Source organism: uncultured Dokdonia sp. (assembly GCF_937910895.1).
In the GTDB taxonomy this organism is placed as follows: domain Bacteria; phylum Bacteroidota; class Bacteroidia; order Flavobacteriales; family Flavobacteriaceae; genus Dokdonia.
On sequence record NZ_CALEMI010000018.1, the window covers coordinates 36,731 to 63,139 of the forward strand.

The window sequence follows — 26,409 nt, forward strand, 5'->3', positions numbered from 1 at the left end:
TCTTTTAAGCTTTTTTTTCTATTAATCCTTTGGTAAACTCATTTAAGGTTTCGACTTTTTCTTCAAAATCACCTTTGATGGTTTTCCTGTATTCGTTTAAATTCTGAACCAAATCATCTACTTTATCTGGGATCACCTCTTCAAAAAACTGACGTAGTCGTTTGGCTGTTGTAGGCGATTGCCCATTGGTAGAAATCGCTATTTTCACATGTCCTTTCGTCACAATACCTCCCATATAAAAATCACAATACGGAGGGTTGTCTGCTACATTCACCAATTTATCTTTCTTTCGGCAATGCGTATACACTTTGATATTCACTTCTGGCACATCTGTCGTTGCAATGACTATATGTTTCCCTTTCAGAAGTTTCTTTTTATAAACGCCGTCTAGCATCGTTACCCGATACTTTCTTGCCAGTTTTATGGTCTCCTCACGATACATGGGTGAGATCATCGTCACTTTTGCATCTGGGCTGGATTTGAGCAAAAATCGTAGTTTTTCTTCGGCAACATTGCCTCCACCAACGATCAGCACATAAAGATTACGTACTTTTAAAAAGACAGGATATAAAGTATTGCGTTGATCGCCAACGAGCGTATGGTGTTGATCCCTATGCATATCTTAATGGGGTTTGATGATATCCTTTTTCTTCAATAGAAGCTACGGTTTCAGAGAGGATACTTCTATCTTCTACTACGTTCCCAATGACGATAATCGCTGGGGAGGAGAGTTGTTTTTCCTGCACTACTTTTTCAATGGTTTCAATAGTTCCAAAGCCTGTTTTCTCATCATTTCGTGTTCCGTTTTGGATGATGGCTACGGGTGATTTTTCTTTACCCGCTTTCGCGAAAGCGGAAACAATCTCACTCAATTTACTCATTCCCATCAGGATCGCAACGGTCGCATTAGATTGCGCTGCCAAGGCAATATCTGTAGATAGTCGGTGTGCTTTTGTGGTTCCTGTAATGACCCAAAAACTCTCCGCACTTCCGCGCTTAGTCAACGGAATTCCTTGATACGCCGGCACTGCCAACGCCGATGAAATGCCAGGTACCATGGCTGTTTCTATATGATATGCACGCACATAATCCAACTCTTCAGAACCCCTTCCAAAAATAAACGGATCACCGCCTTTTAAACGTACCACATGACCATGACTCAAAGCTCGACCTACAATTAAGTCGTTAATTTGCTCTTGCTGATAGCTATAACAGCCTTTACGCTTACCTACAAAGATCTTTTCGGCATTAGGAGCATAATCTAATAAGACTGGATTTACCAAGGCATCGTATAACACGACATCTGCTGAAGCTAATGCTTTAATGGCTTTGATGGTGATCAAATCAGGGTCTCCTGGACCTGCGCCTACTACGGTTAATTTTGCTGTTTTCATCTGTTCGTTTCATCCTTTTAGGACACCAATTCTGCAACTCGATAGGCTCTTACTTTTTGCAGAAATTGTGTTGCGTTTTTAATATAACTAGTGGCAAACTCCTTACTTGGAGCATATTCTTGTATCTGATATATTAAATCGTGAAACGAAGTTCCTAGGGGGATTTTATCAGTAATCACATACAGTTCATCAAATTGTTTTACAATACCTGCTTGTGTGTTGGTACGCTCTCCATCTGAAATGAGAATTGCTTTTGAGGCATTTATCAACGAGCTATATGCATAGTAAATCGCATTGGAATACACAGCATCTTTTAGGGATTGTCTTGCGTTTTCAATTTTCTCTTCACATTCTAAAAAGAGGGTTTCTATCAAATCAATTACCACACCTGCACATTCTCCTACGCCTATTGCTTTTACATATTTCTCTTCTTCTCCCCAATCTATAAAGTCTTCTTGTGTGAGATTATCAATATTAGAAAGATCGGTTAAAAGCTGGTAGAAATACTTTTCGCCTTGAGCGGCATAATATTCCTGAAATGTTTTTTCGTCGGCATTTGCTTCAAAATCATTAAGGATTCTTCGTAAGGCTTCGGGACCTCTTCTACTTGGAATTTTTACGACTTTATCAGCAAAAACGCCTTGTCCATTCCCATTGTTTCCACCACCTAAAAGTACTTGTAAAGCTGGAGCAGTTAGCTTATCCTTGGTGCGAACAGACATTCCTTGAAAACCAATATTTGCCATATTGTGTTGTCCACACGCATTCATACAGCCACTTATTTTAATCACCAGATCTTTATTTTCTAGGTAGTGTGGGTATTCTGTTTTGAGGACACGCTCTAACTCTTCAGCAATCCCGGTACTACTTGCAATCCCTAAGTTGCACGTATCTGTACCGGGACATGCTGTAATATCCACTGCTTTATTGTACCCCGTTTCTGCAAATCCAAGTTTCTTCAATTCTTGATAGAAAAATGGAATCAAATCTTCCTTTACATACGGAATCACTATGTTTTGACGTAGCGTCAATCGAAGTTCACTCGCAGCATATTGTTGTACAAGGTCTGCGAGGAGTCGTGCTTTATCCGTATAAAAATCACCTAGTAACACTTTGATTCCTATGGCTACATATCCTTCTTGCTTTTGAGGAATGACATTAGTAGATTTCCAAAGATTGAATGACTTTTGATCTTCTATGTGTACTTCAGGAATCGCGGTTACTTCTGCTGGAATCGTAGCAGAATATGTTTCAAAATCAATAGGCACGGTATGTTGTGAGAGCGCTTTCTGCTCTGCATCTATGAGTTCTTTAAAAGCATCGAGTCCGACGTCTTTGAGTAAGAATTTTAAACGTGCTTTTGCTCTACTTCTACGTTCGCCGTAGCGATCAAAGACACGAATCACACCTTCCATCATCGGAATGATCTTATCTGATGGTAAGAAATCATAAAGTACATCGGCATGTCTAGGCTGTGATCCTAATCCTCCTGCGAGCATCACTTTAAAACCTCGAATGTTATTTTCTATTTTGGCGATAAATCCTAGATCGTGCATATAGGACAGTCCCGTATCACGATCTGACGAAGAAAATGAGACTTTAAACTTACGTCCTAATTCTTGACCAATAGGATTTCTTAGGAAGAATTTAAACACTGCATCTGCATACGGAGATACATCAAAAGGCTCTTCTGGATCAATGCCCGCGAGTTCAGAAGCGGTGACATTACGTACTGTGTTGCCACAGGCTTCTCGTAAGGTAATATCATCCTTTTCTAATTGTGTCCATAATTCTGGCGTACGATCCAGATCTACATAATGAATCTGAATATCTTGACGTGTAGTGATATGCAAGCGCCCTCTAGAATATTCATCAGACACCTCACTTATTCTGTGTAATTGTGCACTTGAGACTTTACCATACGGAAGTTTAATACGGATCATTTGCACACCTGGTTGACGCTGTCCATACACACCTCTCGCCAGACGAAGACTTCTAAAACGCTCTTCGTCCAACTTCCCTTTATGAAAAAGTTCAATCTTATCGGCAAGTTCGATAATGTCTTTTTCTACTATTGGGTTTTCTATTTCTGTTCTAAAACTTTGCATTCTTTTTCTTTTTTAAAGCGTTTTCTTTCCCAAAAACTGTAATACTTTTCATAGCATTTCAAAGCACTTACATATCATTTTATGCTACAAACCCCACCCCTGCGGTGGTATTTGTATGCGCATCAATCAGTATAAAAGATCCCGAAATCTTATTCTGCATATAAGAATCGTAGGCTAGAGGTCGACTCGTGAGAATATGTACATTCCCTACTTCGTTTAATTTTAAGGAATTTACAGTGGTATCTTCTCCAGAAAAATCGGTGTGAATCACCCCTGATATTTCTTTTATTTTAACTAAAATTCGATTGCTCCCACTTTGTAAAAAATATTGAGTGCCTGTCTGTAATTCTTTGGTATCCATCCAGCATATTTTTGCCTGTAATTGTTTCCCTATATTGGGTTTTTCTGTATTCTTCACAATCATATCCCCTCTATTGATATTCAAATCATCTTTAAGGGTAATGGTACACGAACTTCCCCTTCCAGCTTTTTCAAATTTTTGATCAAAAAAGTAAATTTCCTTGATACGAGACGTTGTTAATGAAGGTAAAATGGTCACTTCATCTCCTACGGCAAGGTCATCTCCATATACCTTTCCCGCATATCCTCTAAAATCATGAAAGTCGGCTTGTTTAGGTCGGATGACCATCTGTACAGGAAAACGCATTTGAGATTGCTCGTATACATCTTGCGCTTCGAGTCCTTCTAGATGATCAAGAAGTGTGTTTCCTTTATACCAAGTAGTGTTTTCAGAAGAAATGACTACGTTATCACCTAATAATGCACTCACAGGAATGAAGGTGATATTTTGTTCTTTGTATCCACTTTTATCAATCATCTTCTGAAAATCTGCTTTGATCTCTTCATATACAGATTCTGAAAAATCGACTAAATCCATTTTGTTAATCGCAACAATAATATCCTTTACACGCAACAGATTATTAATAAAAAAGTGACGATGAGTTTGCTCTATCACTCCTTTACGTGCATCTACCAAAATGATAGACGCCTGCGATGTAGAAGCGCCTGTCACCATATTACGTGTATACTCAATATGCCCTGGTGTATCTGCTACGATATAACTCTTTGTTTTTGACGAAAAATAGATATGTGCAACATCAATCGTAATGCCTTGCTCCCGCTCTGCAATAAGCCCATCGGTGGCAAGTGAAAAATCTAAATAGTCAAATCCATTTGCTTTACTCTTTGCTTCGATCGCTGCTAATTTATCAGTTGTTAATGATTGTGTGTCGTATAGAATACGCCCTATCAAGGTACTTTTCCCATCATCTACGCTTCCTGCTGTTGCTATTTTTAATACTTCCATGATATCTATATATAATGACCTTCTTCTTTTTAATCTGTTTGTCCTGTTTTCAAAAATCCTTTTTACGCTTTCGCGAAAGCGTACTCTTTAAAAATATCCTTGTTGCTTTCGTTTTTCCATGGCGGCTTCAGATCGTTTATCGTCGATTCTTGCGCCTCTTTCTGAAATGGTGGATACTCTTATTTCTTGTACCACTTTCTCTAAAGTTGCTGCATCAGAAAGTACCGCTGCCGTACAGGACATGTCTCCTACGGTTCTGAAACGCACCAAGCGCTCTTCAACAACCTCATCCTCTTCTCTATATACGGCTTTATCTGCCGACCAGATCATACCGTCTCTTACAAATGTCTTGCGTGTATGCGCAAAATAGATGGAAGGAATCTCTATTTTTTCTTTGGCGATATAACTCCAAACATCCAATTCTGTCCAGTTGCTTATTGGAAATACCCGTACATTCTGACCGAGACTTATTTTTCCATTAAGGTGATCAAAAAGTTCTGGACGTTGATTTTTCTCATCCCATTGTCCAAAGTCATCGCGTACAGAAAAAATACGTTCTTTGGCTCTTGCTTTTTCTTCATCTCTACGAGCGCCTCCAATCGCAGCATCAAACTTAAATTCGTCTAACGCATCTAAAAGCGTTGTCGTTTGTAAACTATTACGGCTAGCATATTTTCCTTTTTCTTCAATCACTTTTCCTTGATCTATCGAATCTTGTACGTAGCGTATAATCAATTCTACACCCAACTCTTTTACGAGTTTATCTCTAAAAGCAATCGTTTCTGGAAAGTTATGTCCCGTATCTATATGTAATAAAGGAAATGGGATTTTTGCTGGATAAAATGCCTTTTGCGCAAGTCGAACTAAAGTAATTGAATCCTTTCCTCCAGAAAAAAGCAGTACAGGTTTTTCAAACTGCGCAACCACTTCTCTAAATATATAAATAGCTTCACTCTCCAAGGGATTGATTGCAAGTGTTGCCGTATTGTTCTCTGTTTCTATAGCTTCCAAAGTATCTACTGTCTTTATGTCTTTTGTTCCTATTTCCATGTCTGTCTTACGCTTAATTACTGTGCAATCCACACTCGCGATGTTCCAGCACTTTTGTTGGATCAAAATAATCAAACTCATTAGGTAAGGCGTTTTCTTCTAGATATACATCAAGTTCTGTATCGCTGTAATAATAAAACGGACTTACTTTAAGCATACCATTTTTATCTTGACTTAGAATGTCTAATGTATTTCTAAGTGCTGTTTGTCCTTTTCTTAAATTGGTAAACCATACATCAGGTTGTAATTTGCCCATCGCTCTTTTAAAAGGTTCTAGCTTTACTTGTTCTGTAAAAAGAGTATGCTTAGGATCATCTATGTCTGGAATCCCTATGGTTACAGCGCGATGTGCTACGGTTTGTTTGGGGACGTAAAGATGTACGTTGAGTTGTAATTTTTCTATGAGATTTTCAGCATGCGCATAGGTAGCGGGCGTATTATACCCAGAATCACACCATACGACAGGAATTTTAGGGCTCGCATTGACACACGCAAATAAGATGGCGGCCTCATAAGGTCTAAAATTGGTGGTCACAATAGGATTTTTACCATAGGCAACTGCCCATTTGCAAATTTCCAACGGCGTCTTTTGTCTTAATTCTTTATTTATTTTCAGTAGTTCTTCTGTTGTTATCATTTTTCTATGTTTCTAGGTATGCACTATTATTTACCCCATTTCACAAGATTCCAAATCCGTTCATGAAAAAAGTATAAAATCATTTTTGTGACAAAATCAATCGACGCGATAGATGTGGCTATTCCTAATTCTCCCGTCAGGATATACGAAATGATAAGGGTATCCAATGTGCCAATAAATCGCCAACTCAATGCTTTTACAACACTGCGAATTGGTTTTTCTGAGGATTTCACTTCTTTATAAGAAGGCTCTTTTACTTTATTTTTTGTAAGAATGAATTGGTCTAAAATCATAATTAAAATTTAAAATACCTAATATCCTATAGGATTACTAGGATAATAGAATAACAAAGTTAAAATTTAAAGTCACATAGCATCCTAAAAATTTAATTTTTTTATGTTAAAGTTTAAAAAACCTAGATGCTAACTAATGCTTTTTCAATGTCTTGTACGATATCCTCTATGTGTTCAAGCCCTACAGACACACGAATAAGACCATCCATAATCCCTACCTGTTGACGTTCTTCAGTGCTTAATTTTCCGTGTGTTGTACTTGCGGGATGACTCACAATTGTTCGCGTATCACCAAGGTTTGCTGTTAAAGAACACATCTCAATAGCATCCAAAAATGCACGTCCGCTTTCTAAACCTCCTATTACTTCTATCGTGACAATATTCCCTCCTAGTCTCATTTGCTTTTGAGCCAATTCATACTGCGGATGCGATGGTAAAAAAGGATATCGCACTTGTTGTATTTTAGGGTGTTTTTCTAATCGTATGGCAAGTTGCAATGCATTTTCACAATGCTTTTCGACTCGTACAGCGAGTGTTTCTAGACTCTTTGATAACGTCCATGCATTAAAAGGAGATAATGCTGGTCCTGTTATTCTTGCAAAACGATATACCGTGTCTATGAGGTCTGCTTTTCCTACGGCAATGCCTCCCATCACACGCCCTTGTCCATCTAATAATTTGGTTGCAGAATGAATTACAATAGCAGCTCCAAACTTGATGGGTTGTTGCAAATACGGCGTCGCAAAACAATTATCTACAATAAAAATCAGGTTATGCTTTCGCGAAAGCGTAGCCAACATCTCTAAATCCACAATATCAGTCGCAGGATTTGTAGGCGACTCCACATATAAAATCTTTGTTTCTGGTCGAATTAAACCTTCTAAATCTTCTAGTGATTTGACATTAAAATAGGTATGTGAGATATTCCATTTTGGAAAATATTTTGTAAATAAGGTATGCGTGTTGCCAAAAATAGAGCGTGCCGAAAGTACGTGATCACCACTATTCAATAAGGCAGCAAATGTGCTAAAAATAGCGCTCATCCCTGTGGCAAATGTTGTTCCCGCCTCAGCACCTTCCAGCAAGCACATTTTTTCTACCAACTCTGCACAGTTGGGATTGGTGTACCGGCTATAGATATTGCGTTGTTTTTCTTCTGCAAAAGAAGCTCTCATATCCTCGGCATCATCAAATACAAAACTTGACGTCAGATACACAGGCACTGAGTGCTCTTGATGTTGCGTACGTTCTGACTGTGTACGTATGGCGATTGTTTCGGGGTTTTTATATTCCATTAGTTCAAGCTAGTCGCAATTTTTAAAATATCACCCAAAACACCTCTAGCGGTAACACTTGCACCTGCACCTGCACCCTGAATGATCATAGGATGATCTCCGTAAGATTCTGTATATATTTCGAATATAGAATCAGAGCCTTTTACTTGACCTAACGAACTATCTTTTGGTACAGATACGAGTTGTACATCTAAAATTCCTTTTTCCTGAGATAGGTCTCCGTGTAAATCTCCTATATATCGAAGTACGTGTCCTTGTTTTTGAGTTGCTTTTATTTGAGAAAATACCGCATCAAATTCATCCAACCTTTTTATAAATTCTTGTACAGTTCCTTCTCGAAGGTGTTCTGGGGTAAGATTATGAATCGTTACATCATCCATTTCATTTTTCAAATCCAATTCTCTTGCGAGGATCAATAATTTTCTTCCTACATCATTGCCACATAAATCTTCACGGGGATCTGGCTCTGTAAAACCACGGTTCATCGCTTCTTGCAATACCTCACTAAATGGGGTGTCTTGCTTTGAAAATGTATTAAATAAATAACTTAAGGATCCTGAAAACACGCCTTTAATCCTGGTGATATTTTCTCCTGAAAGATGCAATAATTTTATGGTCTCTATTAATGGCAATCCAGCACCTACATTGGTCTCATATAGGTATTGCTTTTGATGATCGGCTAGCGTATTCCTAAGGGTTTTATAAAAAGTATAGTCCATCGTATTTGCTACTTTATTGGAAGACACCAAATCAAACCCGTGAGCTATCAAGTGGGTGTAGTTATTAATAAACTCTTTACTCGCTGTATTATCAATGGCAATTAGATTTTCTAAATGATGTGTATTTGCATAGTGTATCACATCATCTACAGAATAGGGAATTCCTTCTTCTTTTAATGCCGTTTCCCATTGACCATCAACACCGTCTTTTTTTAATAGTATTTTTTTTGAGTTCGCTATTGCGAAAATATGTAATTGGATGTTTTTCCTTTTTACAATCTCTTTTGTAGATGTCAAGATTTGATCTATCAAGGTACCTCCCACGAGTCCGTGACCAAATATAGCTATGTTGATTTTTTTTGTGATTCCATAGATTTCCCCATGAATCACGTTAAGTGCTTTATGTAATTGGTTTTTAAGAATGACTAGACTTACATTCTTTCCTGTTGCCGAATTATTGAGTAATAATGGAACAATCTGATTTTTAATAAGCCTGTTATAAGGTTTGTGAAAGGTGCTCAAATCTTGTCCAATAATAGAAATAACAGACACCTCGTTTCTTACAGTGATTGTACTTACATCTTTTTTATAAATATCTGTTTTGAATTCTTCTTCTAATACTTCCTTTGCATTTATAGCTTTCTCCCGATCTACGATAAATCCAATACCTCTTTCAGAAGATCCTTGCGAAATAATACTAATACTAATATCTGCTTGCGCTAACGCCTGAAATATTCGAGCATCGATTCCTACACGTCCCAAAAGACCTCTTCCCTCTAGGCTAATGAGAGATACATTTTCTAATACCGATAATTTTTTGATCCCATTTTCATTTTCTTCTGAAGTAATAAGCGTACCCTCATTTTCTGAATCAAATGTATTGAGAATTCGTAACGGAATCTTCTTTTCAATAAGTGGAATAATGGTTTTAGCATGTAATATATTCGCTCCAAAATATGCCAATTCGTTTGCTTCTGTAAAGGATAGTTTTTTTATCTTTTTTGCATCTGGCACTAAATCTGGATTTACTGTATAAATTCCATCTACATGTGTAAAATTCTCAAGCTCTTCAGCATCCAAGAAATTCGCCAATAAAGAGGCTGTGTAGTTACTTCCATTTCTTCCTAATGTGGTGGTCTCTTGGTGAATGTTTGAAGCTATAAAACCTGTGACTATATGTACGGTTGTGCCATTATACTTTTTAAAATGCTGCAATACATTTTCTTTTGATAAGACATCTAAAGGTTGTGCGTTTCCAAACTGATCATCTGTAATGATTAAAGATCTACTATCTGTAAAGTGTGCATTAACCCCTTTCTCTTTTAAAAGATGGGTGACCAATCGCGCAGATAACAACTCCCCTTGTGATAAGACTTTATCTTTAATTTTTTTACTATAATCTCCTAATAAAGAAACACCTTCAAAAATAGTATCTAGTAAGTGAAATTCTTCCTTCGTATCTAAAGTTGAATCTGTTAAAAGTTGATAGCGCTTGAACGCTTCCAACTGGGCTTTATAATTTTCATTTTTGGATGCTTTTTCCAAAATCTCTTCAAGCTCATTGGTAGAAGTTCCTCTTGCAGATAAGACCACAGTGATGGCTTCGCCATTTTTAGCTCTCTTTTCAATAATATTTACTACCGTTTGTATACCTTTTCCGTTAGCCAGTGATTTTCCTCCAAATTTTAGGATTTTCATTTTGAGTTTTATTTTTAAAAATGTTTTTTAATATCTTATTAAGCTGTTCATACTCGATCAAAAAAGCATCATGCCCATGAATAGAATGAATTTCATAATATGCTGTATCGACGTCAATTTTCCTTAAAGCAAGGTGTGTGTCATATATTTCATTTGCTAAAAAAAGACCGTCGGTATCAATAGCTACCAGATGAATTTTTGCTTTTATATTCTTTGTGATTTCTTGAAAGGATCTAACGCCTTCTGTAATATCTGAACTGAGTAATAGCTGATTCATCAATTTATAAGACGCTAGCGAAAATCGCTCTGAAAGTCGGTTTCCATGATGGGTTAACCAACTTTGGATATTATAGATTTTTTCATCCTTTTTGGTACGATTAAATTTCTGCTTAAATGACGCTGGAGTACGATAAAAAGTCATCGCGTGCATTCGTGCATCGTGAATAGGTTGGAGCGAATTATTCAATAAACTGTCCTGAATATGGCATTGAGCAATCACCCAATCTGTCGCTTTCCAATCTGAAGCTATAGGAATTAGGTGTTCTATAAGCGTAGGTTGTTGTGCTGCAAGCTCCCATGCAATTTGCCCTCCCAACGAACCACCAATGACGGCAAAAAGCGTATCGATCTGTAAGTGATTGAGCACTCTAATTTGAACCCGAGCAACATCTCGGTTATTGAATTGCTTATATTCAGTTATCAGATGATCGACCTCACCGCCATGCCCATTTCCAGGGATATCTATTGATAGGATTGTATACTTATTGGTATCAATGGTTTTTCCCTCTCCTATAAGATTATTCCACCAACCGTTTTCTCCAGTGACCGAAGAATTTCCCGTAAGCGCGTGATTGACCAAAACGACAGGAGCTGTACCTAGCGCTTTACCAAATAATTGATAGGTCACCGATAGGTCACAGATATAGCCTGTGTGTGTTTGAAAAGATGGTATCGTAAGACGTTGTATCATAGTTTATCTTGTAAACAAAGCTGGAATTGCTCATTGAGAGTAGCGCCCGCTTTCCTAACTAACATTCATTAAACCAATACTTTTTTATCTACTTTAGAAAAAGCAGTTATAAGATCTTCTTTTAAGTCTTCTAGATCTTCCAAACCTACTGATAGACGAATCAAATCATTGGTTACTCCCGTACTTTCTTGCTCGGCTTCACTTAACTGTTGATGTGTGGTGCTTGCAGGATGAATGATAAGCGATTTGCTATCACCTATGTTGGCAAGCAAAGAGAACAATTGTGTCTCGTTTGCAATGGTTTTGGCGCTTTCAAAGCCTCCTTTTACGCCAAAGGTGACGATCCCACTTTGCCCTTTTGGGAGGTATTGTTTTGCAAGTTGGTGGTAAGTACTTGTTTCTAATCCTGGATAGTTCACCCATACGACTTCGTTGCGAGTTTGTAACCACTTGGCAAGTGCTAGGGCATTTTCAGAATGTTTTTTGACACGAATGTCCAACGTTTCTAATCCTTGTAAAATCTGAAATGCGTTAAACGGACTCAGTGCCGCGCCGTGATCTCGTAAGCCTTCGATACGTGCTTTGGCAATAAAAGCGGCGGATCCTAAAGCATCGTGGTACACGAGGCCGTGGTATCCTGCAGAGGGTTCTGTGAATTCTGGGAATTTTCCGTTACTCCAATCAAAGTTTCCTGCGTCTATGATCACGCCTCCTAAGGAAGTTCCGTTACCGTTTATGTATTTGGTTAATGAGTGAATAACGATGTCTGCGCCGTACTCGATGGGGTTTAATAGTGCGGGAGTTGCTACTGTATTATCTACGATGAAGGGGACTTTATACGCTTTCGCGAAAGCGGAAATTCCTTTTAAATCCAACACGTCTAACTTGGGATTCCCTAACGACTCTACAAAGAAAGCTCTGGTATTTTCTTGTGTGGCTTTCTCAAAATTTTTGGGGTCTGAAGGATCCACAAAGGTGGTCGTGATCCCAAAACGTGGAAGCGTCACGCTCAATAAATTATAGGTGCCGCCGTACAAACTGCTGGATGCCACGATATGATCGCCTTGCTTCAACAGCGTTAATAAAGCGGTGTTGATGGCTGCGGTTCCCGATGCGGTCACAACAGCTGCAAGACCTCCTTCAATCTCGGTAAGACGTTTTTCTAAAATGTCATTTGTAGGATTGTTAAGACGGGTGTAAATAAAGCCTGGCTCAGATAGGTTGAAGAGATTTGCGGCGTGGTCTGCATCTCTAAAAACGTATGCTGTACTTTGATAGATAGGTACTGCTCGAGTGCCTCCGTTTGCGGCGTAATCATGTCCTGCGTGCAACGCTTTGGTTGCTAATTTTTGTGTACTCATTTTTCTCTTTTTTTGAGTTTAATAATGTCCCAATCACCTCGTGTGAATGGATTAAAAACAAAAGCCAAATAAACTCGATACTATTTGATTATCAAGAGTAGAGATCCTGCTATGTAGCGGGACTAATTTGACTGCTTCATTTGAATGCGTTGCGATGCAACTTTTCAAAAGAACGTCTCATTAGAAAATATTATAAGAAAAAACATAAGCTCGCACTGGTGTGCTTACTCGTTGTTATCTATCCTCAAGTTTCGGTAATGAGCGATTCTTGGGTAGAATGTAGCACCTTCTTTCTAAGTGAAAGGGTTGCTAAGGCTTCATAGGGTCATTCCCTCTGCCTTTCTTGATAACATTTCAATACGTTGTTGAACTTTGTAAGTGCAAATATTGCAACAGAAAAGTGTAGTATCCAAACTTTTTATGAAAAATTTTCTGTTAAAATAAAATTATTTTATTTTAACAGATTTATTTTCTATAGAATTTAATTTTTTTAAACTAATTTTCTGAGCTGATGTGATTCTTATTTGGCAGTTGTACTGCGCTTACTTTTTTCATCTCATTAGCTAATGGATCAATATTCATCCATCGTCCTAATGCAGGGTCATAATTACGCGCAGAAATATCATACCAATCAAGTCCAAGTTCTTGTCCGTATTCTTTTCCTCCAAAGGCAAACTTCTCCGCCATGCGGTTAGCATTGGAGGTAACCACGTCGTTGTATCCTTTTTGTTGCAATCCAAAGGGATAGTAACTAAGGGTGTTTTTTGAGGGCTTTTACCCTTTTTCAAACAATGCCTCAAACTAATAGAGGTTATTTCAATGAACAAGTTCTAAACAACAACCTTCTTTTCTTTACAGTTAATTTTATGTTTATCTATCACACAAAGAATTCTTAAGGACTTAGTAATAGTATAATAGGCTTTTGTAGTTTGTGAAAAATTCTCTTTTACACCAAATTGATTTTTAGCATGTTTCCACTTGTAGTACTGAATTGCTCGAATATAATTATAAGGAAATAAAGACTCATCTTTATTCTTAATTGCTAATTTTTTAAAAAACTCAATCCACTTATTGATTTCCCAAGATTTATATTTTGGTATTTTTTTTATATAAATATCACGAAGACGGTCAAAATCCCTTATACTTTTAGTGTCATTAATATCTAAAAGATCTAACTCACTTATGTTTGCATCTAAAATTTTAATTGTAGAATAATCTTTATAATGAGTAGCTCCCCAATATTTTGCTGCTTCAAAATCTTCTTCATAAAAGTAGTACCCCTCTCCAAGAAAAGGAATGACCTTTACGTCTCCTCCTTTTTTCTTGATTACAGATTTAAAGGGTGCATTTCTTAATACATAAGCAGGCGTTCCTTTTTTACAACTATGATAATATGTCCTCGTAATAAAACTATTCACCCTCAGTATCTAAATCTACCATATTAGCAATAAGTTCTTCTTTATAGCCTGACAAATTCAATGTAGGTAGGGTAATTGTATTAAGTCCTGTTTGACTTGTAGTTGAAGCAATAAAGCTTCTTATATACGGAAATATTATGGCAGGACCATTAATAGATACAAAACTCAGTAATTCTTCCTCTCGATCTGTGTCATATTTAAAAGTTCCTATAGCTAAAATTTTCAGTATAAATTCACTTTCCAAATCTTTGATTTCTAATTTAATATTTATATGAAACTGTTCATTATTTCTACTAATAAAAGCAGTAGGTTCAAGAATAAGTTCATCTTTCTCTAAGATGAAAGTCTTTTCGAAGGCAAAACTTGGGACTATAAAGTCTACAAATGTCAGATTCGCTTTTTTCATAATATATAATATTGATTAAAATAAAAAAGAACCTGTTGAAGGTTCTTTTTGTAACATATCTCGATTTGGAATCACGATATTAGGTGGTTTATTACTGTGTGACTTACTATTAAACATATCTAGCCAAGAACTATCTATACCTAATCCAAATATTAATGTATCATTCAAATTTGATTCTGATTCTAAAGCATCGAACTCACTCATTAGTAAATCTAATTCTTCATTCGAAATACTATCAACAAAGCTTTGATGAGCTAAAACAGATTTATTTATTAGATTTTCTTTAGTATTCATAACTTGATTTTAAATTAGAGTTATTTAAGTTTTTGTATTGTTTTTAACATTAAAGCACTAATTCTAACGGGATGCAAATATACACAAATTCTATTTAAATATGTTTAAGAAAAAGTTCTTTTAAACGAGTATAACGCTCTGTTAGTCGATAAATTATAAGTTTTGTTACAATTTTGGATCAATTTAACAATTAATATGGCATGTTTGATTATTAATTCTAATAGCTAATTAAATTTATAGATTTTTAATAAGTTTCAAAAATAAATTTTTTCTTAAAGGGATTCTTCATTGATAATAATAATATCTTCTCTTTAACCAACATAGTCTTTTGGGAAAACAGTTAAAACATATCCTGCATCATCAATAACAAGTAATCCTGTGTCAGTTAACTTTAGAGCATGCCCCTTTACTGTACGTAACTTTCTTCCCCCTTTGATAATAAACTCTTTCATTATAGTTTAAATTATTTTAATTAATTACGAATTAATTTAATATAGTATTTAAATTTACGATAATTAATTGATAATATATACTATCAATTAATTATCGTAAATTTTTAAATCTCATCCTACACAAATAACTTAGTCAAAAAATACAGTTTTCTATTTTTAGATTATCTGCTTTTTTAAATATTAATTAACTATATCACTACAAATATAACCAGAGATATAAGTAAATCGCAAACATATAGCGAACTGCAATCTATAGCTTCAGCAGGTAATAATTTTATAATTAATAACAATTAGCATAACCTCCAGCAAAAACTGAGGCTTGCTTAGAGTAATACATTTAATTTAAGGAATGATAATTTACGTAATTGATTGATAGGATGCAAATCATCAATCATTTCTTGCAAGTTTTCAATATCATCTTGAGCAAATCGTTCAGTCGAAGAAATATAGTTATGCCCACTCATATATTGCACTTCTAGTATGTTGGAAAGCCATAAAACAAATCTTCGAGTTTCTCATATTCTAAAAGGTTATGATTTAGTGTTCGTTTTGCTCCTCGTTTATTCATATTTTCCACTCCTACGTTTACATCTAATCATATGCTATTTCATTTAATAACATCTTAAATTTAAAGGGAGGCTCATTATAAAGTCTTGACAATAATAGTAATGTATTATTAGTCACAAAATTTTCTAATTGAGAATATCTTTGGAAATAGTGTACTGAACTCATTAATGATATTTTTTAATCTAAAAAGTTATTACCCCCTTCTTTTTCTCAAAGCTCTAAGGTAGGTATCTAAAATTTCAATGTCTGTATTTACTTCGTCTGCATCTGGATAGCCTTCTATAAGAGCTCCTGCGCTATCATGACCTTGAAAATAGGTAGAGCATTTAGACATGTTTTCTTCAATCATTTTATAGTCATCATCAGTCATATCAACAACTTTTTTTAATCTCTGAGTTTGAATTGCTCTACTGAATCTTTGAACTGCTTGATTAAGTAACACTTCTTCAATAAGTCGTTCCCAAGTTTCTCTTAATTTCCCATAAAATGATTTCACCTCTTCTTTGTAAATATCCTCGGTTTCATTCAATTCAATTTTCTTTAATTGTTGATGGATATTTTTTAAAATTCCCACGCGTGATGAAACCTTTAAAGCGTCCCAAGGTGGATTCAAGGCAGGAATTCCTGTTTCACTTTTTTTGCGAGTAAGACTTTTGATATTAAAATCACAACTTAGTTTTGATGTATGCTCTTCTAACATTATCAGAAAAGTAATATCATGAGTAAAAACTATAACCTGCCTTTCTTTTGATTCTTCAGCGACCCTTTTCGCTATTTTATTTCTCCATTTATGATCTAGTGAAGATACAGGGTCATCAAATATAATTGCAGATTTATGCTCTGAAATTGAAAGTTCTGAAAGAAAAGTTGCTAATGATATACACCTATGTTCTCCTTCGCTTAATATCTCTTTAAGACTAACACTAACGCCGTAAGAGGTATCTAATTCTAAATAATGAAATTGTCTTCCTCTAACACCTTTCGTAGCAGTATTTACACTAATATTCTTGAAACCAAGTTTTTTTAATTCATCTTTGAAATTATCTTTTAATGCATCAGTAATGTAGTTCTTAGTTATTAAATTACTGAAAAGAGTTATACCTCTCGTATTACATTGATTAGTGCATTTATTTAAAGAAACAATAAGTTTCATTCTTTCAATTTCTCTCCAAACTTGTTCTTTATATTTTTGTAAATTTTTAATTGCGACGAGATTTACATACTCTTCTTCATATTTTTTTAGCTCTTTGTCAATAGATGTCTCTTCTAGAGTTTTATTTCTCTTCTCAAGAGAGTCAATAATACCATCTATAATAGTTATTGGAGTTATTCCGAATATTAAAACATTAATACTTTCCAAACTCTTTAGGTTTTCGAAATACGAGAGAATTTCATTTTGTTTTTCTTGAAAGGCATATAAATATTCTTTTTGAATTCCATTAAAGTTTGCAGATAATTCTTCTAATTCATCGATTGTTGGTTGATTCTCTGTAAAATCAAAATTTAAATCTTTAAAATGCTTTTTAGCATTATTTATTTTTTCAGTTGCCTGATCTAATTGTCCCTGAATATCGGCTTTAACAAATTCTTCAAAATTTTGAAATCTTATTTTTGCCTCTTCGCCAAGCACTTGAAGACATAAAGGACAGTTTGTCTCCTCTTCAATATTAGGGAACGAATCTTCTCCATATCCATAATCATAAAACTTTCTTGCACTTTCCCAAAGTCGTTTCCAATGATCGTTTCCAACACCATCAATTGAAAGATTAGAGAAAGCTTTCTGGGAAACAGTTTTAGAAGCTTCTGCTAATGAAATATAGCTATTAATAGCGGTAATTGTGGCGTTTAATATTTTTTCTGAAAATGCATCTTCTAAAATTGAATATTTGCTTTTTAACGCTATGAATCGCTGTATTTTCTTACTATTTTCTTTAGTTTCTTTTTCTGGGTTTGTTGCTTTTAACTCAGTAATAATTTTTGAAAGTTCCTCTATCCTCTTTTCTGATACATCAGTGTGATTTGAAATCTTATTAAGATCTGCTAATTCAGTTTTAGCATTTAGCCCTCTTAAAAATTTAGATACTTCTGTCTCATACTCATCCAATAAAAACGAGTAATTATAAGCTAATGCTCTTGAAGTTGATATTTCATAATTAATTATAGCTTCAATTTGATTACAACATTTAGCTAATTTCTCTAACACAGCCAACCCAGAAGGAATAAAAGCAATTTCATCCTCACCTTCTATATAATGATTTGCGCTATAGCTATCAAAAACATCAATTGTCTTCAATATACCACTATCCAAAGAGTTATCCTGCCAAGTAACAATGCTCTTTGAATCATCTTCTTTTAGATATTCGACTTGTGCTATTTGCCTCTTACTGCCACTATCTGCATTAAATAAATTAAAATTAATTTGAGGTTTTTTTCCTCTCGTATTACAAGTATTTTTTAGAATACTTACATAACTTGATTTACCAGAACCGTTGTCTCCATATATAGTTGTTAAACCTTTTTCGGCAAAAGCAAGTTCCGTATTATCTTGTAATGCATTAATATTTTCATTATTAAATATTTTCGAAAGTCTGATATCTCCTTGCGTAATTGAACTTTGAACTAACTCTTTTAGATGTTGAATATTGACTTTTTCAAAATCAAAACCTAAATCCCCTTGTTCGGCTTTACATATTTCTGTCAGATCGATAATATCTTTTTCGGTTAGATTTTTATTGCTTATAATACGATTAATAGCTTCTTGCCAAAATTGCGGCTTATCCTCAACCCAATTAATTATATCTATTAAAATTGACATACGTTATACTGTTCTAATTATATACTAAATAGATGAATTTAGATAAACTATTTATCTAACCATTACGGTTTCCCGTAATCAGAAGAGAATAAACAAATAATCCCCAAGGATATTGAGGTTTGTTTAGAGTAATACATTTAATTTATGGGATTACTAAGATATGTTAATTAATTGATAGGGTGCAAATTATCAATCATTTCTTGCAAGTTTTCAATATCATCTTGTAGGAATCGTTCGGTAGAAGAAATATAGCGATGACCACTCATATATTGCACCTCACGTATATTATAAAGCTTTAACCAATGCGTAATAACCGATGCTCGTATCTGGTGTGCGTTTTTGATATTGAGGTTGATTCTTAACCTTCCGTTAGTTAAAAAATAAAGAAACTCAATTTTTGATCTTAAAAACAGTTAATTAGTAGGGTGCAAATTATTTATCACCTTCTGTAGGTTTTCAATATCATTTTGTTGATGCCTCTTGATTGAAATAATATATCGATGCCCTACCACACATTGTGTTATCATCCAAATTGCTAAAAAAAGAAATATTATAATTTTTTCTAAAATGTTAAATATTTATGGCTATAATTTTACCTAATTCTATTATTACGGCTCCAATAGCTGAATTTGATATATCACGTATATTTTTTGTGTAGAATGCATTTAAAATATTTAAAGCTGTTTGTTTTTCATCTCTACCTGTAGTTTTATAACTAAGAATATCTAATTGGGCTTTTAAATATTTAATTTCATCACGATTCTTACTATACTCTTTTATGAAGTTAAAGAGCATATCAATCATTTGATAATATTGATCTTTTTCGTCTTCTTTATTAATTTGCAAAACCTTGTTTTCGTAATTTTTTGTAATTGAAGTGTTTTTGAGTTTTTCTATTCCAAATAATATTTTGTGAATACTTATGTTTTCCCAACTATTTTGACATTGAATAGTTTCAATCCCTTTTCTATTTGCCTCTTCTAATTTTTTCAAAATATATAATCCCCGAGTTTCACTATTAATACAAACATTACATATACAACCACACTTTTCTATAAAATCAGGATTATTTAATGATGAGTGAATATCATTTATCATTAAACGAATTAATGTTATTAGTTTATCTTTTTCATTACCTATTACTCTTATAATTATCTTATCTTCAAACGGTTTGTTTTCTATAAAAGCTTTTGACTTATATCCAGTTTTTACTATAACTCCATTTCTCCAAATCATTTTCTCATCCTCAATATATGTATTCAATTTCACCATCAATCTGGTAAAAATACCTTCAGGCATAAAAACATATTGATATTCTAAATGTAGTTCATCATTAGATTTCCACATAAAGTTATCTGGTTTATCAGGTCTTAGCAATTGAGGAATAACATAGTTCCTTGCATTATCATTAATAACTTCAAAACACATTTCAAATTTTTCCATTAATCGTATTAATTCAGCATGTTTTGTTACATAACCATTATCCTTCCAGATTTTCTCAATCTCTTTGTAAGATAACCTACCAAAACTATTCTTAGCTAAAGAATTGTCCAATAATAAGTATACAGATTGTGTTGCCCATTCTGGCTTGAGTATAACCATCTCTTTCAAAAGAGGGTCTTCTGAAAAATGTAAGATAGAACCTAAATCATGAAGATAATCACTTAAAAATTCAGCCTTTACTTCATTTAATTTATATCTATTACAAATAGATATATAATGCTGATTAGTAATATAATTTTCTTCTATATTTTTTAAACTATTTCTAATTTCAATCCATACAGATGGTAGTAAATCTCCTACATGAGGTAAATTTAACATATGTTCTTCTAAGTGTTCTTTTAAAATATCTATTCCTCTATTAGACTCACAACTAACCTTAAAGAAACCTGTTATATTATGGAACTTATCTTTTAATAGTTTTTGTTCAATTTCATCTATTCTTTCATCAATTTTATTTTGAACGATTGCTACCGGGCTATTATTACTCAATAATTTTATAACATTTAACCAATACTTAAATGTATTATAATCTTCCTCTGATCTGGCATCCCAAACTAAAATATAAAAAGATCTTTTAGTTAGAAAAAATTGATGTGTTTTGTAATAAATAGGCTGACCGCCGAAATCCCATATATTTACACGAAACTTTTTTGTTTCTTTTTTTGGAACATCAAAAGTCCAATTAATAATATCTATACCTTTCGTTGTATCCTCATTTTTTAATTTATAGCTAATATTTTTAATTTTATTAGCTAAAGAAGTTTTACCTACAGCTCCCCTTCCTACCAATAATAACTTTGCTTCAAATAGTTCATCTTCACCGTTTTCTAATGCCTCAAAATAATTAATAACAGAAACCAAGGAACTTTTATGAGGCTGTGTTTCTATTATTTCTAATGGTACATTATTTATATTATTATTAGCAATAAATAAAATCTTCATCTCTTTTAAAGATGCAATTTCTCTAGGAATATTTACAATTTGATTGTTATTCAAATATAAATGCTCTAACTTTTTGAGTTTTAAAATTACTTCAGGAAAAAATAACAACTTATTATTATCTAAGCGTAATCTTTTTAAGGATTGTAATGAACTAAAATTACTAGGTATTTGAGTTAGACTATTGTTATTTAGATCTAAAAACTCGAGATCAATTAAGATATTTATTGAATCAGGTATTTCAGTTATTTTATTATGAGATAGTTTTAGATGCGTTATGCCTTCTATTGCTAGTATTTGTATTGGAAACTTTTCTAATCTCTTATAAGAAAGGTCTATATTCTTTACTTGATCTTCTATAAGTTTATTAATTAACCTCTTTGTTTCTAAATCCATATTCAATTAAAATAATTCTCTTTTTATAATATTATTAGACATTATAGTTGAGTAATATATAAGTATCTAATTTGTGATTATTACGGTTTCCCGTAATCAGAGGACAATAAACAAATAATCCCCAATGAATATTGAAGTTTGTTTAGAGTAATACATTTAATTTAAGGAATGACTAATCTATGTAATTAATTAATAGGATGCAAATTATCAATCATTTCTTGCAAGTTTTCAATATCATCTTGCAGGAATCGTTCGGTCGAAGAAATATACCGATGCCCTGCCATATATTGCACTTCACGTATGTTATAAAGTTTTAACCAATGCGTAATAATCGATGCTCTTATCTGATGAGCGTTTTTGATATTTAGGTTAATGTTGCGGAGTTTCTTAAACAACTGACAAGCAACCGTAAAACGATCCGAATTTTGCGGTATAAAAGCCTCTGTGTGGCACGCTATAGCATTTTGCAGTACCTCTCTATCATTTTGTATATACTGGGCTAAGGAAAGCACCTGTGGCGATTTGATTTCTAGCTTGCGATAGTTGGTTTTAAGCGTACTTGGTACATAGATATTCCCTCGTTCCAGATTTACGTGTTGTATTTTGAGATGTTTGATAGAAGTGATAGAAAGTCCTTGATATACCATAAATCCTGTGATCACTTTATCGCGTATCGCCACCGACGGGCTATTAGGTAATTCTATATTTTGTGTTGGGAAGCTATAAAACAAATCTTCCAGTTCTTCATATTCTAAAAGGTTATGATTGAGCGTTCGTTTTGCTCCTCGTATGTTCATATTCTCCATTGGATTATCGCCTCGATGGTTTTCTTCTATGAGGTATTTGAAGAATATTTTTAAAGCACCAATGCCTATTTTGGTGCTTTTCTTTGAAGGTCTTTTTCCTTTTACTGGACGCTGTAATTTCTTTGCGTAGAGTAAACAAGTTTTGTAATCAATCGTATAGGGATCATAGTCTTTTGACTCGCACCATTTGATAAACTTGTCGTGATAGATCAAATAGGTATTGATTGTTGATTTGGCATACGCCTGTTCATAGAGATAGGTATCAAAGGATTTTTTCATCGCTCATAGTTACTAAATGCGTGTATATCTGAGTTGATTCAAGTGAAGAGTGGCCTAAGAATTGACTAATAGATTGCATCGGCACTTTGTTCTGTAGTAAATGCGTGGCGATGCTATGACGTAAAGTATGCAGGGTAATATGCTTTGCTTGTATATCTTCATCCTCACAGGCTTCTATTATATAGTTTAAGCGTACTGCAATGGATTGATCGTTAATACGTGTACCTCGTTGTGAAATCAAAAACGCATCAGTTTGATAGTTATTCTGAAACTCTGTTCGTCCTTCATAGAGATAGTCTTGAAGGATACTCAAATTGTAAGCGTTAATCGGTACAAAGCGTTCTTTGTAGTTTTTGCCTTTACGTACATAGATACGCCCTTTATCAAATAGGATATCTTCACAATTGATATGTACTGCTTCATTTCGCCTGAGTCCGCAACTATAGAGTAATACTAATATCGCACGGTCACGCAGTTGGAAGTGTTCACTCATGTGGGAATAATCACAGGCTTTAAAGAGTCGTTTGATTTCATCTTGGGTAAGAATGACTTTATCCGTATTCTGATACGATACTTTCTCTCCTTTGAGATGTACTCCAAATTTGATATTAGCATTGTGTTCTTTTAAGTAGACCAAGAATTTCTTTAAGGCTTGTTGGTGTTTGTTTAAAAAGGCTTTTGATAATCCCCCGCCACGCCTTTGATTCCCTCTTTGTGATAATTGGGTGTAATATTCTTGGATAAGCTGAGTCGTTACTAAATCAAGATTACGATGTCCTCGTTTCTCCAGAAAATGAAAGAACTCTTTTAAATGATTCGGCAAATTGTAGACCGTCGTAGGAGCAAAGCCCAGTACGTCCAACCAATTGGTATATGAGTCCAGGAGTTCTCTAAATGTCTCGTTTTTAAGTAGTAGCTTTTTCATATTTATTTTTCACGTAGTTGGGAATCTCTTTGTATGCTTTCGCGAAAGCGTATAATTTATCTATACCCTTTTACATTTTCTTGTTTCTATGGCGAACCTCTCGTTCTGTTTTGTTTATCAAACACTTAGCCTCGCCATTACACAAGTGGCGAACCACTGGCGAAGTGGCGGTGGCGAGTCGCCACAGACGTTTATACTTTTGCTTCATTTTGCAATTTTTCGATGCACATATTTAACGCCATATCGATGGTCTTTTCTAAATTCTTGAACTCGTCTACATCTACGATTTCATAACAAAAGGATTCCTTTTGAATATCAGTTCTGCGTTTGATATATCCTTCTTGTAAGAGTAACTGATGATAGCGTCTCAAGGTTGATTCCTTAATCCGTAATTCCCTTCTGATTTCTTGATTGGTAAATACCGTATTCTGTTTTTTACTCAAATGAGTCTTAAGGTTTTCTAGATAGTTTCTGGTTGCTCCATTGAGTGAGTCAGACTTACGAAGCAAAGTATCTTTGATAAGTGCATTTGCTATTTTGATATCTTCTAAACTTGTTTCGATATATTCCTCTCCTGTATGCACATCAAATTGTGATTCTCTTTGGTGTTGGCAATAGAAGGTAACGGCTTCAATGAATTGCAGGTAATGTGCATTGCTCCGTCTTGGTTTAAAAACTGATTTTGGTAATATCAAATGCTCTGCATACGGATTGATAATACGTACCGGCTTTAAAAGGCGTTGTACGTTTTGCAATATCTTTTGTGCTTCACTCTGATCATCATAGTTTACCTTGCCTGCGGAGGCTCTCCGCTGATATGACATGATACGTTCGTCTTGTTCTTCGCTCTCATCGATATAGAGTAAGAATGAACGATTACTATTATCTTCATAGATACTTTCTTGGGTAGTACATCCTGCAACACATATAGGTCCTTCTACGGTTAGACTTTTGGTCGTGCCTTCCCCACCAGTTCCTTTTTGTACGACAGACTTGGTAATACGTTTTTTGGTTTGTAATTCTCGTAAGGGGTACAATACTTCTTCCGCACCATCCATGTCTTCAATAAGGATAAGCTTATGCTTGAGTTCATTTCTTTTGTAGTAATAGAAAGCATTGGCTGATAAGACCGTCATTTCTACCTTATCTTCATCAGGAATTAGTGATGCTACTTTGGATTGTAGATGCGTCTTACCAACACCCGAACTTCCAAAAGAAATACAATGCAATGGATTCTGCATTTTACGAGACGTAAATATCAAATACATTAATAATCTATTATCAGTTTCTCCAATCACGCCACTTGCACCAATCAGCTTGTTTGTTCTTTCCATTAGCTTATCAGAACGTAGTATCGTCATTGCTTGCCGTCTCTCTTTTTGAGAAAGCTCATATTCAAATACCTCATCTGAGTTTTCTATTTCTAATAATTCTAATCGGTATGTTTCCAGTTTATGAATGAGTTCTTGCGAGGCACGTCGTATAATAGAGGTGCCTACTTCTAAAAATTCGGCAATCTTACGTACAAACTTTTCAAGAGCATTCGCATTATACAAATCAATGGTATGTCGCAAGGCGTGAAAAGGAGAATTAACCTTATGTATCTTTAAGGTTACTCGCATACGATCCAATCCTGCAATTGAAATACCACCGAGAATATGGAACTCCAACACTTCTGTGATATATGAGTAATGGTTCGGATTTGTCGTATTAAAAGTATTCATATTCTGGTTTTCAGCGTTATACACACAAATATATAAATAAATTGCTTTTAAACACACTAAATATATAAATTAGTGTGTTTTTTGGTGTTTATAGTCAAATGACCTACTTTTGAGGTAAACAAAACCGCCGTTATGACCGAAGTACAACAATTACTGATAGATAACTTGAAGTTTTATAGAGTAGAAAAGAAGCTCACTCAAGCGAATGTTGCTAAAACCTGTGATATGCTTCCCAGTACCTATTCCCGATTAGAAACGGGACAGGTATCTCCGCAGTTGCAAACGTTGGAGCGCGTATGTGATGCAATTGGTATTCCTGTGGTGGATTTGTTTCGTTCTCGCGAAGTCAAGGATCAAACGATTATTGAGAAGTTGGAAGCCATAGCGGGATTGTCGGAGTACAACCGTAATGTGGTAGAGATCTTATTGGATTCTATTATTGAGAAGGATAAGCTGGAAAGGTCGCAAGAGGTTACTATGAAGAAAAGGTTGGAGGAACTTAATAAGGTACGTAATACTTAGTATCAAATAATGGTTTTTAAAAATCGAAAATGAAATTATTCAAATTTGTCAATTCATTGAAACATACATTTAAATTACTAGGCAGATTCTCCTTAAACATAGTTAAAACAAACCAACTAATAGCAATTATTAACGAGATATATAATAAAACTAAAATGACTGATTTTCTATTAGAATAATCCACTTTTTTTATCTTTAAACTATATACATAACCAGCAAATAAGCTGATTAAAATAGAATAAATAACCACAGAAGAGTTAATTGAAAAATCAATAAATAACTCAGGTGATAACGACAGTATTAGTATAAGTGGAATTAGTAATACATGTTTAATATTAATAGATTTGAATAGTCTCTTTATGGTAGAAATTACATTCAGCTTGTTGATAATCAGATTTAAAAAAAAGAATACTCCTAAATAAACATAAAATAATAAATATGTGGATGAATAGTCTAAAAAGGGAATTTCACAGACAAGGAGGGTGTAAATTAAACTCTGTCTGAAATAAAT

The 26,409-nt window shown here is 34.4% G+C and carries 22 protein-coding genes, 1 pseudogene and 1 riboswitch; of the genes and pseudogenes, 1 reads left to right on the forward strand and 22 read right to left on the reverse strand.

Features of this window, described 5'->3' with window-relative positions; all coding sequences use genetic code 11:
* Nucleotides 1-4 precede the first annotated feature (4 nt).
* The 22 genes and pseudogenes from Q0505_RS01760 to Q0505_RS01865 all read right to left on the reverse strand — a co-directional run bounded on the left by Q0505_RS01760 (nucleotide 5) and on the right by Q0505_RS01865 (nucleotide 25,376).
* Entirely contained in the window at nucleotides 5-619 is a 615-nt protein-coding gene (locus Q0505_RS01760) for a bifunctional precorrin-2 dehydrogenase/sirohydrochlorin ferrochelatase (protein WP_299208119.1), read from the reverse strand.
* Nucleotides 612-1,394 carry a uroporphyrinogen-III C-methyltransferase gene (gene cobA, locus Q0505_RS01765; RefSeq protein ID WP_299208121.1) on the reverse strand — a complete coding sequence of 261 codons (783 nt, stop codon included), beginning with the start codon at nucleotides 1,392-1,394 and terminating at the stop codon, nucleotides 612-614. The genes Q0505_RS01760 and cobA overlap by 8 nt, the downstream gene beginning before the upstream one ends.
* Before the next feature lie 17 nt (nucleotides 1,395-1,411).
* Complete coding sequence (locus Q0505_RS01770) at nucleotides 1,412-3,502, reverse strand: nitrite reductase (RefSeq protein ID WP_299208123.1); 2,091 nt, start codon at nucleotides 3,500-3,502, stop codon at nucleotides 1,412-1,414.
* A 79-nt stretch (nucleotides 3,503-3,581) separates the two neighbouring features.
* The gene (locus Q0505_RS01775) at nucleotides 3,582-4,829 is read right to left on the reverse strand and encodes a GTP-binding protein (RefSeq protein ID WP_299208126.1); all 1,248 of its coding nucleotides are present in this window, start codon (nucleotides 4,827-4,829) and stop codon (nucleotides 3,582-3,584) included.
* Between the two features lie 87 nt (nucleotides 4,830-4,916).
* On the reverse strand, nucleotides 4,917-5,912 hold the full coding sequence (gene cysD, locus Q0505_RS01780; protein ID WP_299208128.1) for a sulfate adenylyltransferase subunit CysD: 996 nt from the start codon (nucleotides 5,910-5,912) through the stop codon (nucleotides 4,917-4,919).
* Nucleotides 5,893-6,516 (reverse strand): phosphoadenosine phosphosulfate reductase family protein, encoded by a 624-nt coding sequence (locus tag Q0505_RS01785; protein ID WP_299208129.1) that lies wholly within the window; start codon nucleotides 6,514-6,516, stop codon nucleotides 5,893-5,895. Before Q0505_RS01785 ends, cysD begins: the two co-directional genes overlap by 20 nt.
* A gap of 26 nt (nucleotides 6,517-6,542) precedes the next feature.
* On the reverse strand, nucleotides 6,543-6,809 hold the full coding sequence (locus Q0505_RS01790) for a DUF2061 domain-containing protein (RefSeq protein ID WP_299208131.1): 267 nt from the start codon (nucleotides 6,807-6,809) through the stop codon (nucleotides 6,543-6,545).
* Nucleotides 6,810-6,931: 122 nt separating this feature from the next.
* Nucleotides 6,932-8,104, reverse strand: a complete 1,173-nt coding sequence (locus tag Q0505_RS01795) for an aminotransferase class I/II-fold pyridoxal phosphate-dependent enzyme (protein WP_299208133.1) — start codon at nucleotides 8,102-8,104, stop codon at nucleotides 6,932-6,934.
* A complete protein-coding gene (gene thrA, locus Q0505_RS01800) occupies nucleotides 8,104-10,521 on the reverse strand; it encodes a bifunctional aspartate kinase/homoserine dehydrogenase I (RefSeq protein WP_299208135.1) in 2,418 nt (805 codons plus the stop codon). Before thrA ends, Q0505_RS01795 begins: the two co-directional genes overlap by 1 nt.
* Nucleotides 10,484-11,491, reverse strand: a complete 1,008-nt coding sequence (locus tag Q0505_RS01805; protein WP_299208137.1) for an alpha/beta fold hydrolase — start codon at nucleotides 11,489-11,491, stop codon at nucleotides 10,484-10,486. The genes thrA and Q0505_RS01805 overlap by 38 nt, the downstream gene beginning before the upstream one ends.
* A gap of 68 nt (nucleotides 11,492-11,559) precedes the next feature.
* Nucleotides 11,560-12,852 carry an O-acetylhomoserine aminocarboxypropyltransferase/cysteine synthase family protein gene (locus tag Q0505_RS01810; RefSeq protein WP_299208139.1) on the reverse strand — a complete coding sequence of 431 codons (1,293 nt, stop codon included), beginning with the start codon at nucleotides 12,850-12,852 and terminating at the stop codon, nucleotides 11,560-11,562.
* Between the two features lie 231 nt (nucleotides 12,853-13,083).
* Nucleotides 13,084-13,205: riboswitch (SAM riboswitch) on the reverse strand.
* Nucleotides 13,206-13,347: 142 nt separating this feature from the next.
* Nucleotides 13,348-13,590 (reverse strand): annotated as a pseudogene (locus Q0505_RS01815) (RHS repeat-associated core domain-containing protein); the annotation flags it as partial.
* Nucleotides 13,591-13,682: 92 nt separating this feature from the next.
* Nucleotides 13,683-14,270 (reverse strand): hypothetical protein, encoded by a 588-nt coding sequence (locus Q0505_RS01820; protein ID WP_299208141.1) that lies wholly within the window; start codon nucleotides 14,268-14,270, stop codon nucleotides 13,683-13,685.
* Nucleotides 14,263-14,676: a protein-export chaperone SecB gene (locus Q0505_RS01825; RefSeq protein WP_299208143.1), complete on the reverse strand. Its 414-nt coding sequence runs from the start codon at nucleotides 14,674-14,676 to the stop codon at nucleotides 14,263-14,265. The genes Q0505_RS01820 and Q0505_RS01825 overlap by 8 nt, the downstream gene beginning before the upstream one ends.
* Before the next feature lie 15 nt (nucleotides 14,677-14,691).
* The gene (locus Q0505_RS01830) at nucleotides 14,692-14,970 is read right to left on the reverse strand and encodes a hypothetical protein (RefSeq protein ID WP_299208145.1); all 279 of its coding nucleotides are present in this window, start codon (nucleotides 14,968-14,970) and stop codon (nucleotides 14,692-14,694) included.
* Between the two features lie 311 nt (nucleotides 14,971-15,281).
* Complete coding sequence (locus tag Q0505_RS01835; protein WP_299208147.1) at nucleotides 15,282-15,422, reverse strand: hypothetical protein; 141 nt, start codon at nucleotides 15,420-15,422, stop codon at nucleotides 15,282-15,284.
* Between the two features lie 323 nt (nucleotides 15,423-15,745).
* On the reverse strand, nucleotides 15,746-15,886 hold the full coding sequence (locus tag Q0505_RS01840) for a hypothetical protein (RefSeq protein ID WP_299208149.1): 141 nt from the start codon (nucleotides 15,884-15,886) through the stop codon (nucleotides 15,746-15,748).
* A 296-nt stretch (nucleotides 15,887-16,182) separates the two neighbouring features.
* Nucleotides 16,183-18,804: an AAA family ATPase gene (locus Q0505_RS01845; protein ID WP_299208151.1), complete on the reverse strand. Its 2,622-nt coding sequence runs from the start codon at nucleotides 18,802-18,804 to the stop codon at nucleotides 16,183-16,185.
* A gap of 570 nt (nucleotides 18,805-19,374) precedes the next feature.
* On the reverse strand, nucleotides 19,375-21,642 hold the full coding sequence (locus Q0505_RS01850; protein ID WP_299208153.1) for a COR domain-containing protein: 2,268 nt from the start codon (nucleotides 21,640-21,642) through the stop codon (nucleotides 19,375-19,377).
* Nucleotides 21,643-21,827: 185 nt separating this feature from the next.
* Complete coding sequence (locus tag Q0505_RS01855; protein WP_299208156.1) at nucleotides 21,828-22,727, reverse strand: tyrosine-type recombinase/integrase; 900 nt, start codon at nucleotides 22,725-22,727, stop codon at nucleotides 21,828-21,830.
* Nucleotides 22,711-23,652, reverse strand: a complete 942-nt coding sequence (locus Q0505_RS01860; protein ID WP_299208157.1) for a tyrosine-type recombinase/integrase — start codon at nucleotides 23,650-23,652, stop codon at nucleotides 22,711-22,713. The genes Q0505_RS01855 and Q0505_RS01860 overlap by 17 nt, the downstream gene beginning before the upstream one ends.
* A gap of 191 nt (nucleotides 23,653-23,843) precedes the next feature.
* Nucleotides 23,844-25,376 carry a hypothetical protein gene (locus Q0505_RS01865; RefSeq protein ID WP_299208159.1) on the reverse strand — a complete coding sequence of 511 codons (1,533 nt, stop codon included), beginning with the start codon at nucleotides 25,374-25,376 and terminating at the stop codon, nucleotides 23,844-23,846.
* 132 nt (nucleotides 25,377-25,508) lie between these two features.
* Here Q0505_RS01865 and Q0505_RS01870 point away from each other — a divergent pair, with 132 nt between their 5' ends.
* The gene (locus Q0505_RS01870) at nucleotides 25,509-25,898 is read left to right on the forward strand and encodes a helix-turn-helix transcriptional regulator (RefSeq protein ID WP_299208161.1); all 390 of its coding nucleotides are present in this window, start codon (nucleotides 25,509-25,511) and stop codon (nucleotides 25,896-25,898) included.
* The last annotated feature ends 511 nt before the right edge of the window (nucleotides 25,899-26,409 follow it).